This is a genomic window from Pseudomonas cistanchae (genome assembly GCF_054483635.1).
In genome coordinates this window covers 56095-71407 of sequence record NZ_JBTLWN010000001.1, presented here as the reverse complement: position 1 = coordinate 71407, position 15313 = coordinate 56095, and the positions used below count along the sequence as shown (strand labels likewise).

Annotated in this window: 14 protein-coding genes; 11 read left to right on the top strand and 3 right to left on the bottom strand. The window is 54.9% G+C overall.

Annotated features, from left to right (window positions below; genetic code table 11):
• Positions 1 to 19 precede the first annotated feature (19 nt).
• Together ACX0MV_RS00330 and ACX0MV_RS00325 are read right to left on the bottom strand one after the other, a co-directional pair.
• Entirely contained in the window at positions 20 to 799 is a 780-nt protein-coding gene (locus tag ACX0MV_RS00330) for an ABC transporter ATP-binding protein (RefSeq protein WP_458980497.1), read from the bottom strand.
• Between the two features lie 10 nt (positions 800 to 809).
• Positions 810 to 1571 carry an ABC transporter permease gene (locus ACX0MV_RS00325; RefSeq protein ID WP_458980496.1) on the bottom strand — a complete coding sequence of 254 codons (762 nt, stop codon included), beginning with the start codon at positions 1569 to 1571 and terminating at the stop codon, positions 810 to 812.
• Between the two features lie 125 nt (positions 1572 to 1696).
• Between ACX0MV_RS00325 and ACX0MV_RS00320 the strand changes: the two genes are divergently transcribed.
• From ACX0MV_RS00320 to ACX0MV_RS00280, 9 genes are read left to right on the top strand one after another with little or no spacing between them, the layout of a single operon-like run.
• A complete protein-coding gene (locus tag ACX0MV_RS00320; RefSeq protein WP_458980495.1) occupies positions 1697 to 2440 on the top strand; it encodes a sulfotransferase family protein in 744 nt (247 codons plus the stop codon).
• A 15-nt stretch (positions 2441 to 2455) separates the two neighbouring features.
• Positions 2456 to 3379, top strand: a complete 924-nt coding sequence (locus ACX0MV_RS00315; RefSeq protein ID WP_458980494.1) for a glycosyltransferase family 2 protein — start codon at positions 2456 to 2458, stop codon at positions 3377 to 3379.
• Complete coding sequence (locus ACX0MV_RS00310) at positions 3376 to 4395, top strand: glycosyltransferase (protein ID WP_458980493.1); 1020 nt, start codon at positions 3376 to 3378, stop codon at positions 4393 to 4395. The genes ACX0MV_RS00315 and ACX0MV_RS00310 overlap by 4 nt, the downstream gene beginning before the upstream one ends.
• Before the next feature lie 53 nt (positions 4396 to 4448).
• On the top strand, positions 4449 to 5195 hold the full coding sequence (locus ACX0MV_RS00305; protein ID WP_458980492.1) for a class I SAM-dependent methyltransferase: 747 nt from the start codon (positions 4449 to 4451) through the stop codon (positions 5193 to 5195).
• Positions 5196 to 5229: 34 nt separating this feature from the next.
• Positions 5230 to 5574, top strand: a complete 345-nt coding sequence (locus ACX0MV_RS00300) for a hypothetical protein (protein WP_458980491.1) — start codon at positions 5230 to 5232, stop codon at positions 5572 to 5574.
• A gap of 2 nt (positions 5575 to 5576) precedes the next feature.
• On the top strand, positions 5577 to 6269 hold the full coding sequence (locus tag ACX0MV_RS00295; RefSeq protein ID WP_458980490.1) for a class I SAM-dependent methyltransferase: 693 nt from the start codon (positions 5577 to 5579) through the stop codon (positions 6267 to 6269).
• Between the two features lies 1 nt (position 6270).
• Positions 6271 to 7974: a hypothetical protein gene (locus ACX0MV_RS00290; RefSeq protein WP_458980489.1), complete on the top strand. Its 1704-nt coding sequence runs from the start codon at positions 6271 to 6273 to the stop codon at positions 7972 to 7974.
• Positions 7967 to 8974: a glycosyltransferase family 2 protein gene (locus ACX0MV_RS00285; protein ID WP_458980488.1), complete on the top strand. Its 1008-nt coding sequence runs from the start codon at positions 7967 to 7969 to the stop codon at positions 8972 to 8974. The genes ACX0MV_RS00290 and ACX0MV_RS00285 overlap by 8 nt, the downstream gene beginning before the upstream one ends.
• Positions 8975 to 10135, top strand: a complete 1161-nt coding sequence (locus ACX0MV_RS00280; RefSeq protein WP_458980487.1) for an acyltransferase family protein — start codon at positions 8975 to 8977, stop codon at positions 10133 to 10135.
• Here ACX0MV_RS00280 and ACX0MV_RS00275 read toward each other — a convergent pair.
• Positions 10098 to 10901: a 2OG-Fe(II) oxygenase gene (locus tag ACX0MV_RS00275; RefSeq protein WP_458980486.1), complete on the bottom strand. Its 804-nt coding sequence runs from the start codon at positions 10899 to 10901 to the stop codon at positions 10098 to 10100. The genes ACX0MV_RS00280 and ACX0MV_RS00275 overlap by 38 nt on opposite strands.
• Before the next feature lie 17 nt (positions 10902 to 10918).
• On the opposite strand from ACX0MV_RS00275, the gene ACX0MV_RS00270 reads away from it, so the two are divergent.
• Together ACX0MV_RS00270 and ACX0MV_RS00265 are read left to right on the top strand one after the other, a co-directional pair.
• A complete protein-coding gene (locus ACX0MV_RS00270) occupies positions 10919 to 12817 on the top strand; it encodes a sulfatase-like hydrolase/transferase (RefSeq protein WP_458980485.1) in 1899 nt (632 codons plus the stop codon).
• Positions 12818 to 12931: 114 nt separating this feature from the next.
• Positions 12932 to 15247 carry a tetratricopeptide repeat protein gene (locus ACX0MV_RS00265; protein ID WP_458980484.1) on the top strand — a complete coding sequence of 772 codons (2316 nt, stop codon included), beginning with the start codon at positions 12932 to 12934 and terminating at the stop codon, positions 15245 to 15247.
• The last annotated feature ends 66 nt before the right edge of the window (positions 15248 to 15313 follow it).

Here is a 15313-nt window from a genome sequence, read left to right as displayed (position 1 = left end):
TGGGGTATTCCCCCTCTTTTTATTGATTGAGCGCAGCCTGACTAGGTCGAAGGCTTGGCCTTACTGCATCTCTGGCTATCTGGTTGGCCTGCTTTACGGCTTGGCGTACGACCTCCAGATAAGCGTTAATAACCTCATCGGACGGGCCGCAAAGAATACTTTTACCCTCATGAATCCACAGCACCCGGTCGCACAGCTCACGAATAGCTTCCATGCTATGGGAAACAAGCACGACCGTTTTGTTTGAGCCGATTTTCTGCTTCATGGCTTCATGCGACTTGATTTTGAAGCTCTGGTCACCGACCCCGAGCACCTCATCGATTAGCAGAATATCCGGGTCGGCGTGGATGGCGACCGCAAAGCCTAAGCGTGCGCGCATACCTGTGGAGTAGGTGCCGACCGGGCGCTCGAAAAAGTCGCCAAGCTCGCTGAACTCGTGAATTTTGTCTAGTAGCGATTTGATCTGTTGGAGTCGCAGGCCCAACAGTAAGCCACCAATCACAACGTTCTCACGTCCAGACAATTCGGGCTTAAAGCCGACATTCAGGGCCAGCAGGCTGGCCGTCTTGTGGGGATGACGCCATAAATGGCCACGATCAGGATCGATGATCCCGGCGATCAGCCGTAGCAAGGTGCTTTTCCCCGCACCATTGGCACCGATAACCCCAAGCGTTTCGCCTGCTCGCAGGATGAAACTTACGTCATCCAAAGCCCAGAAATTGTTGAACCTGAGCACACCCGCACGCTGCCGATAGGAGAGGCCGACGTTGCGTGCCTCGAAAACGACCTGGCCACTCATACTTGCACCTTCAGAGCATCAGTTTCGGATAACGACGTTCGTTACGTCGCAGGACCAGAGCAGCGACTAGTAGCACCGGCAGCGCCAATAACAGCACATAACAGAGGTCGGACCAATCAGGCCATTGGTTGCTTAGTAAAACGGCACGATAGGCACCGATCACCAGCACCATCGGATTAAGCTCAAAGACAAAGCGCATCGACTCCGGCACGCTGTCGGCACTGAAGAAAATGCCCGACATGAACATCATGAGCATCAGCAGGTTATCCACCACCAGCTTCAGGTCCTGAGCGAAGGGGATCAGCGCAGCCAACAGCAAGCCGAACGCGGTGATCAGCAGCAGTTGGCTGAGAATGATCGGCAGCAAGCCAAACCAGGGCAGCGAAGGCCTCTTGCCAATCACCAGCAAGAAGCCTAGAAGCAGCAGCAGCACGATCAGAAACTTGAACGTGTTGCTGAAAATCTGAATCAAGCCGAATAGAAACTTGGGAACATAGATTTGCTGCACCAGGCCGGCGTTCATCGGAATCGACACACTAGCCTGGCGCACCGAGCCATCGAACCACTTCCAGGCGATCATTCCACTGAGCAGAAATGGCACATAATCGTCACCGCCCTGGCGCAGGGCCATGCCGAACACCACATAGAAGACCGCCATGTACATGACCGGCTCAATGATCCACCAGAGAAAACCAAGAAAGCGCCTGGCAATCTCCGTACGCAGGTCGCTGTAAACCCCGTACCACAGAATTTCCCGGTAATTCATCGACATGCTGGCCTGATTGAAATAGGGCGCTCATTTAAACACAATGCGGTATTTTTTCAGCAAGATACGCGCAAGTCTCGCCCGTATGCTTTCCGAAAAATGGCCCTGCCGCTGACAACAAGAGGCTTTACATGCGGTTTATTCAGACCCTGCTTTCGCGCGTTCAATCGTCCAAGCCTATGCCTGCCCAATCGGCCGGCCCCGTCATGGTGGTGGGCATGCATCGGAGCGGCACCAGCTTTTTGACCGGGTCGCTGCAGCAAGCCGGGCTCGAGCTAGGCAAACATAGCGCGTGGAACCCGCACAACCTTAAAGGCAATCGGGAAAACTTGGAGATCGTCGCATTCCATGACGCCCTGCTCGCCGCTCGCGGCTGCGCCTGGGACAACCCGCCCGCCGAGCCCCTCAAGTGGACAGCGCAAGAGCGGCATCAGGCTAAACAGCTGATTGCCGATTACCAGGGCGTGCCACGCTGGGGGTTCAAGGATCCGCGCTCCCTGCTGGTCGTGGACGGCTGGCTGGAATTGATCCCCGACCTCAAGTTTGTCGGCATATTCCGCCACCCCACAGCTGTCGCCCAGTCTCTGGCAGCCCGCGGCGGCATGCCTCTGGAGCAGGCACTCAAGCTGTGGAAGGCCTACAACGAGCAGCTGCTGAAGCTACAGCGGGAATTCGGCTTTGCATTGCTGTGTTTCGACGAGGATGAGGCCACGCTGCATGACAAATTGAATGTGATCTTGCAGCAGATGGCACTTGAACCGCTGACTGAGGAGCGCTTCTTCAGCGCCGACCTCAAACACCATCAGCAGCAGCCGCTACCCCTGCCGCGAGAGTATGAAGCGCTCTATCAAGAACTTCGCGACTGCGCCCGCTGATCAGGAGAGCCCTTGATGTCGCTATTCCGCCCTAGGCCCAAACTGTCGATCGTGGTGATCGTCTACAAGATGCCCGACCAAGCCGAGAAAACCCTGCTCTCGCTGAGCCCCGCATACCAGCAGGGCGTCCGCGAGAAGGACTACGAGGTTATCGTGGTGGAAAACCATTCGGATCGACTGCTCGGCGCTGCTCGCGCGTGTCAGCACGCATCCAATGTGCGCTATTACCATCGCCAGGAAAGCCAGCGCAGCCCGGTCAACGCGATCAACTTCGGTGCAGCGCAAGCCAGGGGGCGCTATGTCGCCATCATGATCGATGGTGCGCGAATGCTGACGCCTGGCGTTGTGCGCCTGACGCTTTCCGCCTTTCAGGCCGACCCACAGGCCGCGGTCTCGGCACCGGGCTACCACATTGGCCACAAGCTGCAGCAGGTGGCCGTCAACGAGGGGTATGACGAGCAGGCCGAAGCTGAGCTTCTGAAAAGCATCGCCTGGCCTCAGGATGGCTACAGTCTGTTTGATATCGCCGTCCTAAGTGGCTCCTGTCAGGGGGGCTTTTTCCAATCCAATTACGAGAGCAACTTTATTGCCATGTCCGCGCAGAAGTGGAAAGCGCTGGGCGGTGTCGATACTCGCTACAACGACTTTGGCGGCGGCAACGCCAACCTCGACCTCTACAAGCGCCTGCTGGAATCCCCGGGCACGGCCTTCTATATGCTGTTCGGCGAAGGTTCGTTTCATCAGTTTCACGGGGGGGTTACGACCGGCACGCGCAAGGCCGAACGCGACCTGATCTACAAACAGCTGGATGACCAGGATCGGGCCTTGCGAGGCGACGACCGTGCGCCCCCGAATGTTAGGCCGATCCTCTTCGGTTCGCCGCATCCGAGTGTCTATCGTTTTATCCGCCACTCACTGGACAAGGTTCAACCGCAATGAGCCAACCCCTGCTGTCGATTATCGTCATCGCTTACGACATGCCACGCCAGGCACTCAATACCCTGATCAGCCTCAGCCCGGCCTATCAGCAGGGTGTGGAAGCCAGCGACTATGAAGTGATCCTGGTGGAGAACCGTTCAAAGCGGAATATGGACGCTGAAACTATCGCCCGCTTGCCGGGAAACTTCCGCTACTTTCTGCGCGATGAACCAGGGGTTTCACCCGCAGCGGCCATCAACTTCGCCTTCAGCCAGGCCCAGGGCCGCTATATCGGCCTGATGATCGACGGTGCGCGGATGGTGACCCCGGGGGTCGTGCACTATGCGTTGATGGCCTGGCGCATGGCGGCCAATGCGATGGTGGTGGTGCCGGGTTACCACCTTGGGGAGAACGAGCAGCAATTCCACCTGACCCACGGCTACTGCGAGGAGCAGGAACAGCGCCTGCTCGACGAAATCGACTGGCAGAACAACGGCTATGCCCTGTTCGATATTTCCTGCCTGAGCGGGGCTAACCCCAACGGGATCTTTCATCCCTTTATGGAGTGCAATTGCCTGTTCCTGAGCGCCGATGTATTTCGCGAAATCGGTCAAGCCGATGAGCGCTTCGACCTGCCGGGCGGCGGCGCACTGAATCTCTGCATCTACCGCAAGGCCGCTATGCATCCACGTACCCGCTCGTTCATGCTGGCGGGCGAAGGCTCATTCCATCAACTGCACGGCGGGGTTACCACATCGGAAGTGGCCCAGCGCGATGCCATCCTGCAACGGCAGCGCGAGCAGCTCACCGAACTGCTGGGAGAGCCCTTCCGCTCGCCAACCGTGGAACCCATTCTGCTGGGCAAGGTGCCGGGTCCTGCCTTACGTTATCTGCAGCACTCAGTAACACGCGGGCTGCACCGGGTACAGCGCTGCGCCGAACGCAATGAGGATATGTATGCGGACGAGCGTGTAAAAGAGCATATACGCCGGGCCCACGCAGCCCCGTCCCAGACGGGCACATTTCCCGCCCAGTGACCCTGCCGGTATCGTTGCGATCAATACACCTATCAACATAGAGAATAAAAAGTATGAGCCTCGTCTATATGCCGCCGTCGATTCGCCGCTTCGAGCCCCAGCATATGGTGTTCAGCACCTGGGTCGATCACCTGCCGTTTGGCTATGACCTGATCGCGGCCCTGCGCCCGAAGATGCTGGTGGAACTGGGTACACACAAGGGCCTGTCGTATTTCACCTTCTGCCAATCGATGAAGGAAAACGAAATTGATGGCCTGTGCTATGCGATCGACACCTTCGAGGGCGACGAGCACACCGACAAATATGACGAGTCGGTGTTTAACGCGGTGAACAACCATAACCGTCAGAACTACCATGGTTTTTCCTATCTGATGCGCATGTACTTTCAGGATGCCCTGCGGCATTTCAATGAAGAAAGCATCGACCTTCTGCACATCGACGGTTTTCACACCTACGAGGCGGTGAGCGAGGACTTCGCCAACTGGTACCCCAAGATAAAACCGGGCGGCATTATTCTGTTCCACGATGTGCAGGCGCGCCTGCAGGATTTCGGGGCCTGGAAGTTCTGGGACGAAATTCGCGGCCAGCACGAAACCTTTACCTTCAACCATGGTTTTGGCCTTGGCGTGTTGCGTAAACCGGGTGGTGATCGCAGCAATGATCCAGAACTACTAAAACTGCTGTTCGAAGAGCAAACGGAGGACTCCTGCGCACGCGTGCGCGCATTCTATGTACATGCCAGCAAGCATCTGGAAAACACCCGTAAGCTCAAGCGCTTGCAGCCGCAGAAGCCCGAGTAAGGTCTCCGCCTACGTTGATAACCTAAGGGTTTAAATGAAAGCCATTCTTCACATCCTCGTCCTGTCGACGCTGTTAGCGGCTTCTCATTTGCTGATGAAATCGGCAGCGCTCAATACCAGCAAGAGCATGCTTAGGTTCGCCTTGGAGGAGTGGCCACGAATCTCTATGGCTCTTGCGTTATATGGCGGCGTGTTTGCTTACTACCTGCTGCTACTGCGTAAGTTTGACCTGGCTGTCATTTACCCCGCCTATACAGCACTTTCATTGATCTTAGTGGTAATGCTTTCCTCTCTTGTCTTCCAAGAGCGTCTGGGCACTCAACAGTTATTAGGGGTTGCTTTGGCAACGACAGGCGTATTCATGATTACGAGCAAATGAACATGAATCGATCATTTACTAACGCTATTCGTTTCGTAATGGACGAGTGCTTTCCTCCCATTATCAGAGATAGCCGCTGGTTCATGTGGCCGTTCTACCTATTGGCTTACGGAAGGAAGGACGCCCGCTCCGCGATGAACTTCAAAAGGGCCTTCTATACAATGTCGGAAGGCGAGATCGCGCATTTCTACCAAAACCTGACCTCCCTTTCGCGCAAGCGAAAGACTGACCTCAATGCCACATCGGTAGCTACTATTCTCAAAGAAATACCCGCGCAAACCGATACACTGCTAGACGCTGGCTGCAGCAGTGGGTTTCTGCTTGGAGAGATTCACTGCACTCACCCCGCCATTAAGCTGTTCGGCATAGACTATCGACCATCAAGCTCTTTTGCCGAGCTTGTAGACGGCAGCATTACTAACCTTCCATATCCTGACCTGTGCTTCGATGTTGTTACTTGCACACATACGCTCGAACACGTCCTAGAATTATCAACTGCCATTCGAGAGTTGAAGCGGGTGGCCCGCAAACGTCTGATTGTGGTAGTGCCGCGCCAGCGCTACTTCTTTCATACACTGGATGAACACATACATTTCTTTATGAACCCTTACCAGCTCGCACATCTATTTCAGGTCCCCATCAACAGAATTCGTAATATACAGGGCGATTGGCTTATCATCTGGGACCGGGGCTAGCATGACCTCTTTGAAGACCAGAAATCTAGACCTTTGTTTTTCTGCCTCCATAGTAATAGCAACATTCCTGCTCTCCACTCAAGGCGTAGGATTCTGGCGCTGGGATGACCCTCAAATTGTCCACTTTGCATTGACGCACTACCCGTTCGATTATTTTTTTGATCCCGCCATTTATAGACAGTTCAGCGGCAATAATTTCACGCCTTGGGTCATCCTCTCCTTTGCAATGGACCAAGTACTTGCCCTTGATCCAATATGGCACTACCTGCACCAGAGTCTGGCACTGTCGGCTTTAGCCGTTCTTTATTATTGCGTGGTTCGAATCTGGCTGAAGCCGTTCTTTGGCCTGTGCACTGCAGTGTTATTCGTTTCGGGCCTAGGTTTCTTTTTGTGCACTATACAATTAATGACTCGGCATTATGTTGAGGGCATGATCTTCTGCCTGGCCGCGATTCTTCTTTATCACCATGGCGTCAAGAAGGAATCGCTGTTGTGGATGCTGGTTTCCGCGATACTGTATCTGCTTGCCATGCTGGCCAAGGAGTTCTATGCGCCTTTGCCATTATTGCTTTTCTTCATAGATCGACGGCCTGTCGGTAAAAGAGTTGTCTTTCTATTGGCTCATGCTATAGCAGCTCTGACTTATATTTTGTGGCGACTTCATATGCTTGGGCTTCCGGGGGACGTTTATGGGGTCGGCTTTAGTTCCATTTCACTTGCCAGCGTTTACCCATTAGTCGACGTACCACTTTTGCTCTACGGTGTTGCCGGCTCCTTAATTGTTAGTGCACTGATACTCTACCTTGCGTGGAAAACTATCCTTGCGCGGAATCTGCAAGGCTTTATGTCTTGTATGGCCCTTGGTGTATGCATCCTCCTGCCCTTGGTACCGCTCGCAATGTCAGTGGGATTCAAATTCCACTTGCGCTACTTACTGGTACCTCACGCTGCTATCGCAATGCTCGCCGGCTTGGCTATTCAGCAATTGGCCCATTCACATGGACGAACGTTGGCAGTTAGCTCAGCTCTCACGCTGTTTGGTTTTACCGTTTTCAGTACAGTCGAAGGAAGCGCGAGCAACATCGCAAGCGCAAATGCATTCGATGTCCAGTCGCGGTTTCTTTGGGAGCAGGATGCTTCTAATGCAGTTCGCCCAAGCCTTGAGTACGCTCTAAGTTATTACCACTACGCATTTCTTACTGACCTCAAGCGCGAGCGGTTTGGTATTAGCTCACCACCTGTCCTGATCCGCCCGGCCTTTGCCGCAAGCTATCCGAACGTGCTCAGATTGAAGGCTTACTCGCTCACTTGCCAGTGCATGATTGATGACTCTCTGCACGCATTTCGCAGTCAAAATGTGAAGGGGGGGTTTCTAGAGTCGATACTGGTGAGAGAAGCAAATACCTTCCGCTGGAACATAGCGGCCGCCGAAGCCACGGGCAGCAGTAGCGGCATCCCCGCGCCTATCTTACCCTTCGCAGGTGCAGGCCAAGGCGTTCCGGGTTATAAACTCTGCGCTATCGTGCTGAACAATGGAGTTACAACCGGCATGGTTTTGACGACATGTGGCGGAGTGATCAATACAGCGCACCAGATACGAGGAGCCGAATTGTTGACGAGCGACCTCCTGTTCATGGCTATTACTAAGGATGAAAGAACCTTTTACAGCAAGATTTACCGAAGGCCGGAAAGTAAGAATGAATAAAATCCGTGTCGACATCGTTATACCGGTCTTCAATGAAGGCTTGCTCATTCAGGATCACCTTAAGGAAATCTGTAGTCATCTGGATGAAATTAAGGACGTAACCTTCGCGCTCATCGTGGTGGATGACGGCTCAGTAGATGAAACGCTACTGCGTTGTGAGGAGCTAGCAGGCTGCCTGAATCAGAAACTGACTGTTCTCTCCCTAGCGCGCAACTTCGGCAAAGAGTCCGCAATCTATTGCGGACTCGCCGCATCCAAAGCAGATGCCTCTATTGTCATGGACTCCGATCTACAACACCCCCCAGAATTAATACCCAGGATGATTAGCCTATGGAGAGCTGGCGCACGTGTTGTGGAGGCAGTAAAAGAACATCGTGGAAAAGAGTCGTTATTACAGAAATTTCTGGCAGGTTCATTTTATTCGACATTCCAAATCTTGGCCGGTATTAATATGCGCGGGCATACTGACTTCAAATTATTAGACCGCCTTGTTGTGGATGAATGTTTAAACTTTCGTGAGCAGGCACGCTTCTTCCGAGGAATAGTCAGCTGGATGAGTTTTTCGACGTCCCGAATCCCCTTCAGTGTTCCTGAACGAAAGTCCGGCGGCACCCGTTGGAGTCGGATCAAATTACTTAGAATGTCGCTTGACGCCATTGTTGGTTTCTCATCTACCCCTTTGTATTTAATCCTGTATGCCGGTATTTTTTTCACCTTGGCAGGCATTGTTATTGCGGGAAAAGCGATTATTGACAAGCTCAATGGTGTCGCTTTGGACGGCTTCACCACGGTGATCCTAACCACATTGATAACTGGCGGGGTGATCATTTTTTCAGTGGGTTTGCTCTCTACTTACGTGGCCAAGATTTTTGAAGAGGTGAAGCGGCGACCACAGTACATTGTGGACCGTCAAATAGAGATTAGTTGCAGCAACTTCACTCCACCATTGGAGGCTGGTAATCGCCAGTCATCCTCCAAGATCCAAGCGAACGAACAATAAATGTCGAAGGTAGCAGCAGGCCTACGTCAAACCACCACTTACATCCCACAACTTGAATCTATAAGAGGCTGGGCCATCCTGCTGGTCATTGCCTTCCACTATTTCGGAATTCTGCGTGACGATAGCGCCAGAGGCTTAGCCGCTGATTCGCCGTTATGGCTTCGACTTTTAGGGGCGGGGAATACCGGGGTCACGCTGTTCTTTGTGCTTAGCGGATTTCTTCTGACGCAGCCATTTATCCGGGCGATCCGAGCTGGCGAACACATCAGTATTCGCCAGTTCTACAGCGCCCGCCTGCTACGCATTATCCCGCTTTATTATGTGGCCATTCTGGTTGCCTGGCTGATCACTACAAACTCCACCAGCGCGGCGAGAGCACTCTTATTTATCCCGGTTGGCTTTGAGATTTTTCCCTTCAGCGTGCCCTGGTGGTCACTCTGCACCGAGGTGCAGTTCTATCTGCTGCTGCCTTGGGTGATGCTGGCACTGCACTATCCCCGAGGTCGCTGGTTGGTGGCGGCAGGAATCACCGCCTGGCTCATATTCCACTGCATTCACCTGCTGCAACCGCAGTGGCTAGGCCTGCCTCCAAGTAGCAAGTCATCGCTACTTGGGCGAGGCTCTGCCTTTTTGCTCGGCGGATTGGCCGGCTGGTTTTATCTCAGCCGTGGCTACGCGAAAGTGGTCAGCTCACCTCAAATGCTTGGCTTGCTCGCGCTACTTCTGCTGGGGGCGCTGACATCGCTTTTACAGTGGTATGGCCTGATGGGGCAGAAAGCGGCTCTGCTGGCGATGCCGTTCTACCATGATCTGGAGGCTCTGATCTGGGCGGGCCTGCTGCTATGTAGTTTGGGGCCGCTGACCCTGGGTTTGCGTGTATTCATTAACCCGCTGGCCAGTCACTTCGGCACTATTTCTTACTCACTATATTTGGTGCATGTACCGGTTCAGTTCTATCTGATCTATCCCGTCAAAGTAGCCATCGGTGATACAGGCACATGGACGGATATCAGAATGCTGGCTGCTGTTGCCGGCAGCTTCCTGCTCTCATGGTTGCTGGCGGTGGTGTGTTACCACTGTATCGAAAGCCCCTTCCTTCGGCTGAAATCCCATTTACCGATAATCACCGGTAAGCATCGGGAAGCTCTTGCCAAAGCGTAGCGAATCCTGGCTCAGCCTCTCCGGCGGGACGGCCGTTAGTGTAGTAGTAGAGCGCCAAGGATTTACGATAGATCCCCTCTGGGCAAGTCACCGGCTGGGGGTGTCCATGGTAGGAACTCGCGGTCGTGCTGAACACGACGCAGCGGTTGAGAATCGGTAAAACACGCTTGGGTGGACCTTGCATGTCTTTGTCCCATAACTCCAGATGGCCACCATATTCTTCCGGCCAATCCTGATTCAGATACAAAAGAAAATTGAGGCGGCGATCCAGAGCAAAGTCGCGGTGTGTCGCAAAGTCGGCATGGACCTTGAGGAAGCCGCCTCGGCTAATCTGATGAATTCCAGCCCCGCGCAGATTGGGATCGGGAATCAGCTTATCGATACCGGTCATTCGGCTAAGGAAGTCGAGAAAATAATGCGAATTCAACTCCCAGACCAACTGTCTGTAGGCCTCGGGCATCTGCAGGCAGTCACGGATATTGCGCTTGTCTTTCTGCACATATTCGCCGCTGCTCTTGTCCTTGTGCGTGGCATCGTTCCAGATAGGCAGCCCCTGATCATAAGGGTACTGCTGCAAAAGCTTCTGCAGCGTAGATGGGGACAGGAAGTCATCAATTACAATGTGCGGAAATGGCTGGTTATCCTGATAGAGAGGAGCCAACCGTTCTACAGCGCCCTGCAATGCCGAATAATTGATCAACAGGCCCGAGGCGGCTGGCATGGCGGCTTGGTCATCGAGCAATTTCGGAAATGATGCGTTACTCACTAATCAGGGATCCTTTTGTGTCGGCTTCTCTCAGAACCATATTGTGCGGCCTGGCGCTGCTGGCCATTCTGCTGACCGCGGGTTGTTCAGGCAATGACCCTGATCAACAACCCAGACCGAATATCCTGCTGATTTTTACCGATGATCTCGGCAACAATGATATTGCCAGCTGGGGTGACGGGACAGCCCCGACACCGACGCTGGATGAACTGAGCCGTCAATCCGTGCGCTTTCGCAGGCACTTTACCGACAGCACCTGCTCTCCCAGCCGAGCGGCATTGCTGACCGGCCAGCACCCAGTAAGTGTCGGCTTTCAAGCAGATGGCCTCGGTCTTTCCCAAGACCTGGAGACCCTGCCCAAAAGCCTACAGGCCCTGGGCTATCGAACTTCCCATGTAGGCAAGTGGCATGTAGGAGAGGCGCTTGAATATCCGGAGATTCAGCCCGGGTATCACGGCTTCGACTACTGGTTCGGCATGCTCAATCATTTCGTGCTTCGCGGGCCGGGTCCGGATGGGGGCATATTGCGCCAGCAGCCAACCCATATAGATCCCTGGCTCCAGGATAATGGGACTCCACCTCGTCAGTATCAGGGCTATCTGGACGACTTGTTGACCGACAAAGCCTTAGAGCTGATGGTAGACAGTGAACAGCCCTGGTTTATCAACCTGTGGCTGTTCTCACCTCACACGCCCTATCAACCCTCACCCAGGTTTGCCGATCAATTCCCGGACACCGCCGAGGGGCAATTTCAGTCCATCCTCAAACACATTGACTTCAACGTCGAGCGCCTACTGGCAAGCCTCGAGCGTAAGGGATTGGCAGAAAACACCATTGTGATATTCGCCAGCGACAACGGCGGCCCCAATATTGCGCGAGACAACAACTATCCCCTGCTAGGCAAGAAAGCTACGTACTTGGAAGGCGGCGTACGCAGCCCCCTTTGGCTGCGCTGGCCTGGGCACTATGAAAATGCTGAAATAACCGCACCAACACATATCACCGATCTTTATCCGACCCTGCTGGCGCTGGCCGGTGGCGAGACGTCAGGAGATCTGATGGGGCGCAATCTGCGCCCGCTGATGGATGGTGAATCCATGGCGGAACCTGCAGCTTTCCAATGGATGGCAGATGGTGGAGACCTGGGCATGAGCTATGCCGCTCATTTGCTTGATCAATCCAGGCTGTTTTATCGGGATGGATTAGGTGGCTTCCAGGCCGGCCCGGTTACTCCAGCGATTGGTGCGGCCTCAGAAAATGGCGTCGAACAGACGAGGGCACCGGAACGGGAGCAGGCCAGCCGGTTAATGAAAGTAGTTGAGCGTGATTTACGCAGCCCTCCTTTTACCTGGCAACCCGATACGAAAGGCCAGCCGGCAAGACTCAGCGGCAGGGACTTCCAGAGAGCCCCGGTATTTGGTGGTTTCAGCCTGGGGCTAGCGTTGGGTGAATTATCGACAACGGAAAGATTACAAACGCTAGTTGATCAACCCGGCGTATGGCGCTTGGACTGGCTTCCCGACAGACGCGTGCGGGTCAGCGTTGGGGATATCGAGCAGTTCAGCGCCCCGATAACTACCATAACCCAGCGTTGTAACAAACTTGTGCTCAGTGCCCATGTAAAGCCTGCCAGCACTTACCCTTTCCCAGGCCCCGCAAGCTCACGTTTGCTGCTCTATTGGAACGGTGAAGTGCTGCTGGATAGCGATACCGTATTGCACCGCCCCGACTCTGCAGAAGTGCTAGCCAACCCCACCGTTATTGGTGCTAGTGCCGATGGTAAACAGCCATTTCTCGGCAAGTTGCTGGCGCAACCGGTCATAGTCAACAAGCTCCTACTCGCCGGACAGGAGGGATACGACCTCGCGGATATGGCCACAGAACTTTGTCCAGAGGACTCGCTGGATGAACTCTGAGTCCAATGGATCTCGATGGCTCGCTTACAGCGCAATAATGCGGAAATGAATCGCCGCACAATAGTCTTCGCATGCTTGATTCTGCCACTGGTTAGCCTGGGTGCCTGGATTGGAATGGGTACAGTGCGCCCAACACCCCCATCGGCCACTGACCAGTGGGTAGCCGAAGACAGCTGCCAGACCTGCCACCAGCCGCAGCACCAGAGCTGGCAAGGCTCCCACCACCAATTGGCAATGCAGGAGGCAAGTGAACAGTCGGTGCTGGGCAACTTCGATACCCAGACCCTTTCCGGATCGCGAGGACACACCCATTTTCGGCGCAAGGCCGATGGCTTCTGGGTGAATACCACAGGTCCCGATGGCAAGCCGGCTGACTACCCTGTCGTCTATACCTTTGGTGTCACGCCGCTGCAGCAGTACTTGCTGGCGTTGCCCGGCGGGCGGCTACAGGCGCTCGACGTGGCCTGGGATACCCAGAAAAACCAATGGTTCGAACTCTATCCAGACCAGCAGATCGAGCATGACGACGCCCTGCATTGGACGGGGCCGAATCAGAATGCAAACTTTATGTGCATCGAATGTCATGCCACGGGTTTCAAGCGCAACTACGATCCGCTTACCGACCGCTATGCCAGTAGCTGGCAGGCTCTCGGGGTGGGCTGCCAAAGTTGCCATGGCCCCGCAGCAGGTCACCTGGAATGGCTTGAGCGTCCAACCGAGGAGACTGGCCATGGCTTTTCATCCGCAGCAGTGGACGACAGTGCAGGAAGAGAGGCAGAGGTTTGCGGTCGCTGCCACAGCCGCAGGGCCGCACTCAGCGATGGTTACCAGCATGCCAATCGTATGATGGATGACTACCTACCCAGCACCCTTAGCCCAGTCCTCAATGAAGTTGATGGCAAGATCAAAGACGAAGTCTTCGAGTACGGCTCCTTCGTACAGAGCCGTATGTATGCCGCCGGCGTGCGTTGCACGGACTGTCACAACCCTCACTCCGCCGAATTACGCGCCACGGGAAATGCCCTGTGCACGCAATGCCACAACCCATCGGGCCAGGCAGTCCGGGCAGGCATCGACTCCAGCGGGCTAATCTCCAAGAATTACGACTCGCAGGAGCACCATCGTCATCGGCAGGACACCCCCGCCGCTCAATGCATCAGCTGCCATATGCCGGCCCGCCACTTCATGGTCAAGGATCAACGCCACGATCATAGCTTCAGTGTGCCAAACCCTGCTCAGGCCATGAAGTTGGGGCACAGCGACGCTTGCCTTGGTTGCCATACGGAGATGCCACCGGCTCGCCTGCAAACGCAGTTCAACCAGCTGTTCAGTAACCCCCAGCCCAGGGATAACGGCTATGCATCGGCTTTATTCGCCGCCAGGCACGGAGGGGAAGGCGCACTGGCGGCCGTACTGGAGCAATTGCAGCACGAAAACCTGCCTGCCATTCGTAGGGCGACCTTGCTGGCAGAGCTGTATCGCTACCCTTCGCAACGCACGCTGCGCTCCACTCTCCAGGCGCTGGCGCACAGCGAGCCGCAAGTGCGCGAGGTGGCAGTAAGCAGCCTGGCTGCCCTGGCCCCTGAAAGACTGCAGATGCAGGCGCTCAGGCCCTTGTTACAGGATCCCGTACGCGCGGTGCGCATCGCCGCAGCCTGGCAAATAGCACAGCTTCCACAGTCGGGCCATGCGGCTCCTGCGGGATTCGAGCAGGCCATCCGCGAATACGAGCAGGGGCAACACAGCCTTCGCGAGCGTCCAGAGGCAAATGTAAACCTGGCCATGCTTTACCAATTGGACGGCAGGACAAAGGATGTGGAACCCGCGCTACGAGAAGCCTTGAAACGTGATCGACGGTACCAGCCAGCCAGAATCCTGCTCGCTCAGTGGCTTGAGTCGCAAGGTGACGCCCAAGCAGGGATCAAGCTGCTTGAAGAAGGGCTTAACCAACCGCCACACAATCCCGGAGAGACAACCGACACCAGGAAAAACTATGCGGAAAAACAGCGTTCATCCGCTGTAAATACGCACCTTGAGTCTGCCGCAAACGACACGTCTGCAGCCCTACCTGTTTTCCAACAGCCCGATGAACGCCATGCCGAGGACGCGGCTCTGCATCATGCCCTGGCCATGGCCAGTGTTCGACAGGGGCAACGCGGCAAGGCCTTGAACCACCTGGAAAAAGCCCACAACCAGGCCCCCGACAACAGTGATTACCTCTACGCCTATGCCATAGGGCTACATGAAAGTGGGGAAAAGGCCGAAGCAGAAAAGCTGCTCGACATCGGGCTCAAGCGAGATCCGACCAATAGAGCCATACGCCAGGCGTTATTGGCTTATGCCGCACAAGCCGGGGATAAGGACAAAACCGCTTTACTCCTCAGAACGCTTCAAGCCATAAACCCGGAAGACCCACTGCTGGCGCAATAGCGAGAAGGACTTGAGTAGCTGACTTTTCTCAGGACAAACAAAAACCCCCACGGCAGCGAGGCTTCC

Bases quoted from the DNA above. Each gene is read 5' to 3' on its own strand.
- ACX0MV_RS00280 (WP_458980487.1), top strand. From the start codon at position 8,975: ATGTCGAAGGTAGCAGCAGGCCTACGTCAAACCACCACTTACATCCCA.
- ACX0MV_RS00285 (WP_458980488.1), top strand. From the start codon at position 7,967: ATGAATAAAATCCGTGTCGACATCGTTATACCGGTCTTCAATGAAGGC.
- ACX0MV_RS00310 (WP_458980493.1), top strand. From the start codon at position 3,376: ATGAGCCAACCCCTGCTGTCGATTATCGTCATCGCTTACGACATGCCA.
- ACX0MV_RS00320 (WP_458980495.1), top strand. From the start codon at position 1,697: ATGCGGTTTATTCAGACCCTGCTTTCGCGCGTTCAATCGTCCAAGCCT.
- ACX0MV_RS00290 (WP_458980489.1), top strand. From the start codon at position 6,271: ATGACCTCTTTGAAGACCAGAAATCTAGACCTTTGTTTTTCTGCCTCC.
- ACX0MV_RS00295 (WP_458980490.1), top strand. From the start codon at position 5,577: ATGAATCGATCATTTACTAACGCTATTCGTTTCGTAATGGACGAGTGC.
- ACX0MV_RS00325 (WP_458980496.1), bottom strand. From the start codon at position 1,571: ATGTCGATGAATTACCGGGAAATTCTGTGGTACGGGGTTTACAGCGAC.
- ACX0MV_RS00315 (WP_458980494.1), top strand. From the start codon at position 2,456: ATGTCGCTATTCCGCCCTAGGCCCAAACTGTCGATCGTGGTGATCGTC.
- ACX0MV_RS00305 (WP_458980492.1), top strand. From the start codon at position 4,449: ATGAGCCTCGTCTATATGCCGCCGTCGATTCGCCGCTTCGAGCCCCAG.
- ACX0MV_RS00300 (WP_458980491.1), top strand. From the start codon at position 5,230: ATGAAAGCCATTCTTCACATCCTCGTCCTGTCGACGCTGTTAGCGGCT.
- ACX0MV_RS00330 (WP_458980497.1), bottom strand. From the start codon at position 799: ATGAGTGGCCAGGTCGTTTTCGAGGCACGCAACGTCGGCCTCTCCTAT.
- ACX0MV_RS00265 (WP_458980484.1), top strand. From the start codon at position 12,932: ATGGGTACAGTGCGCCCAACACCCCCATCGGCCACTGACCAGTGGGTA.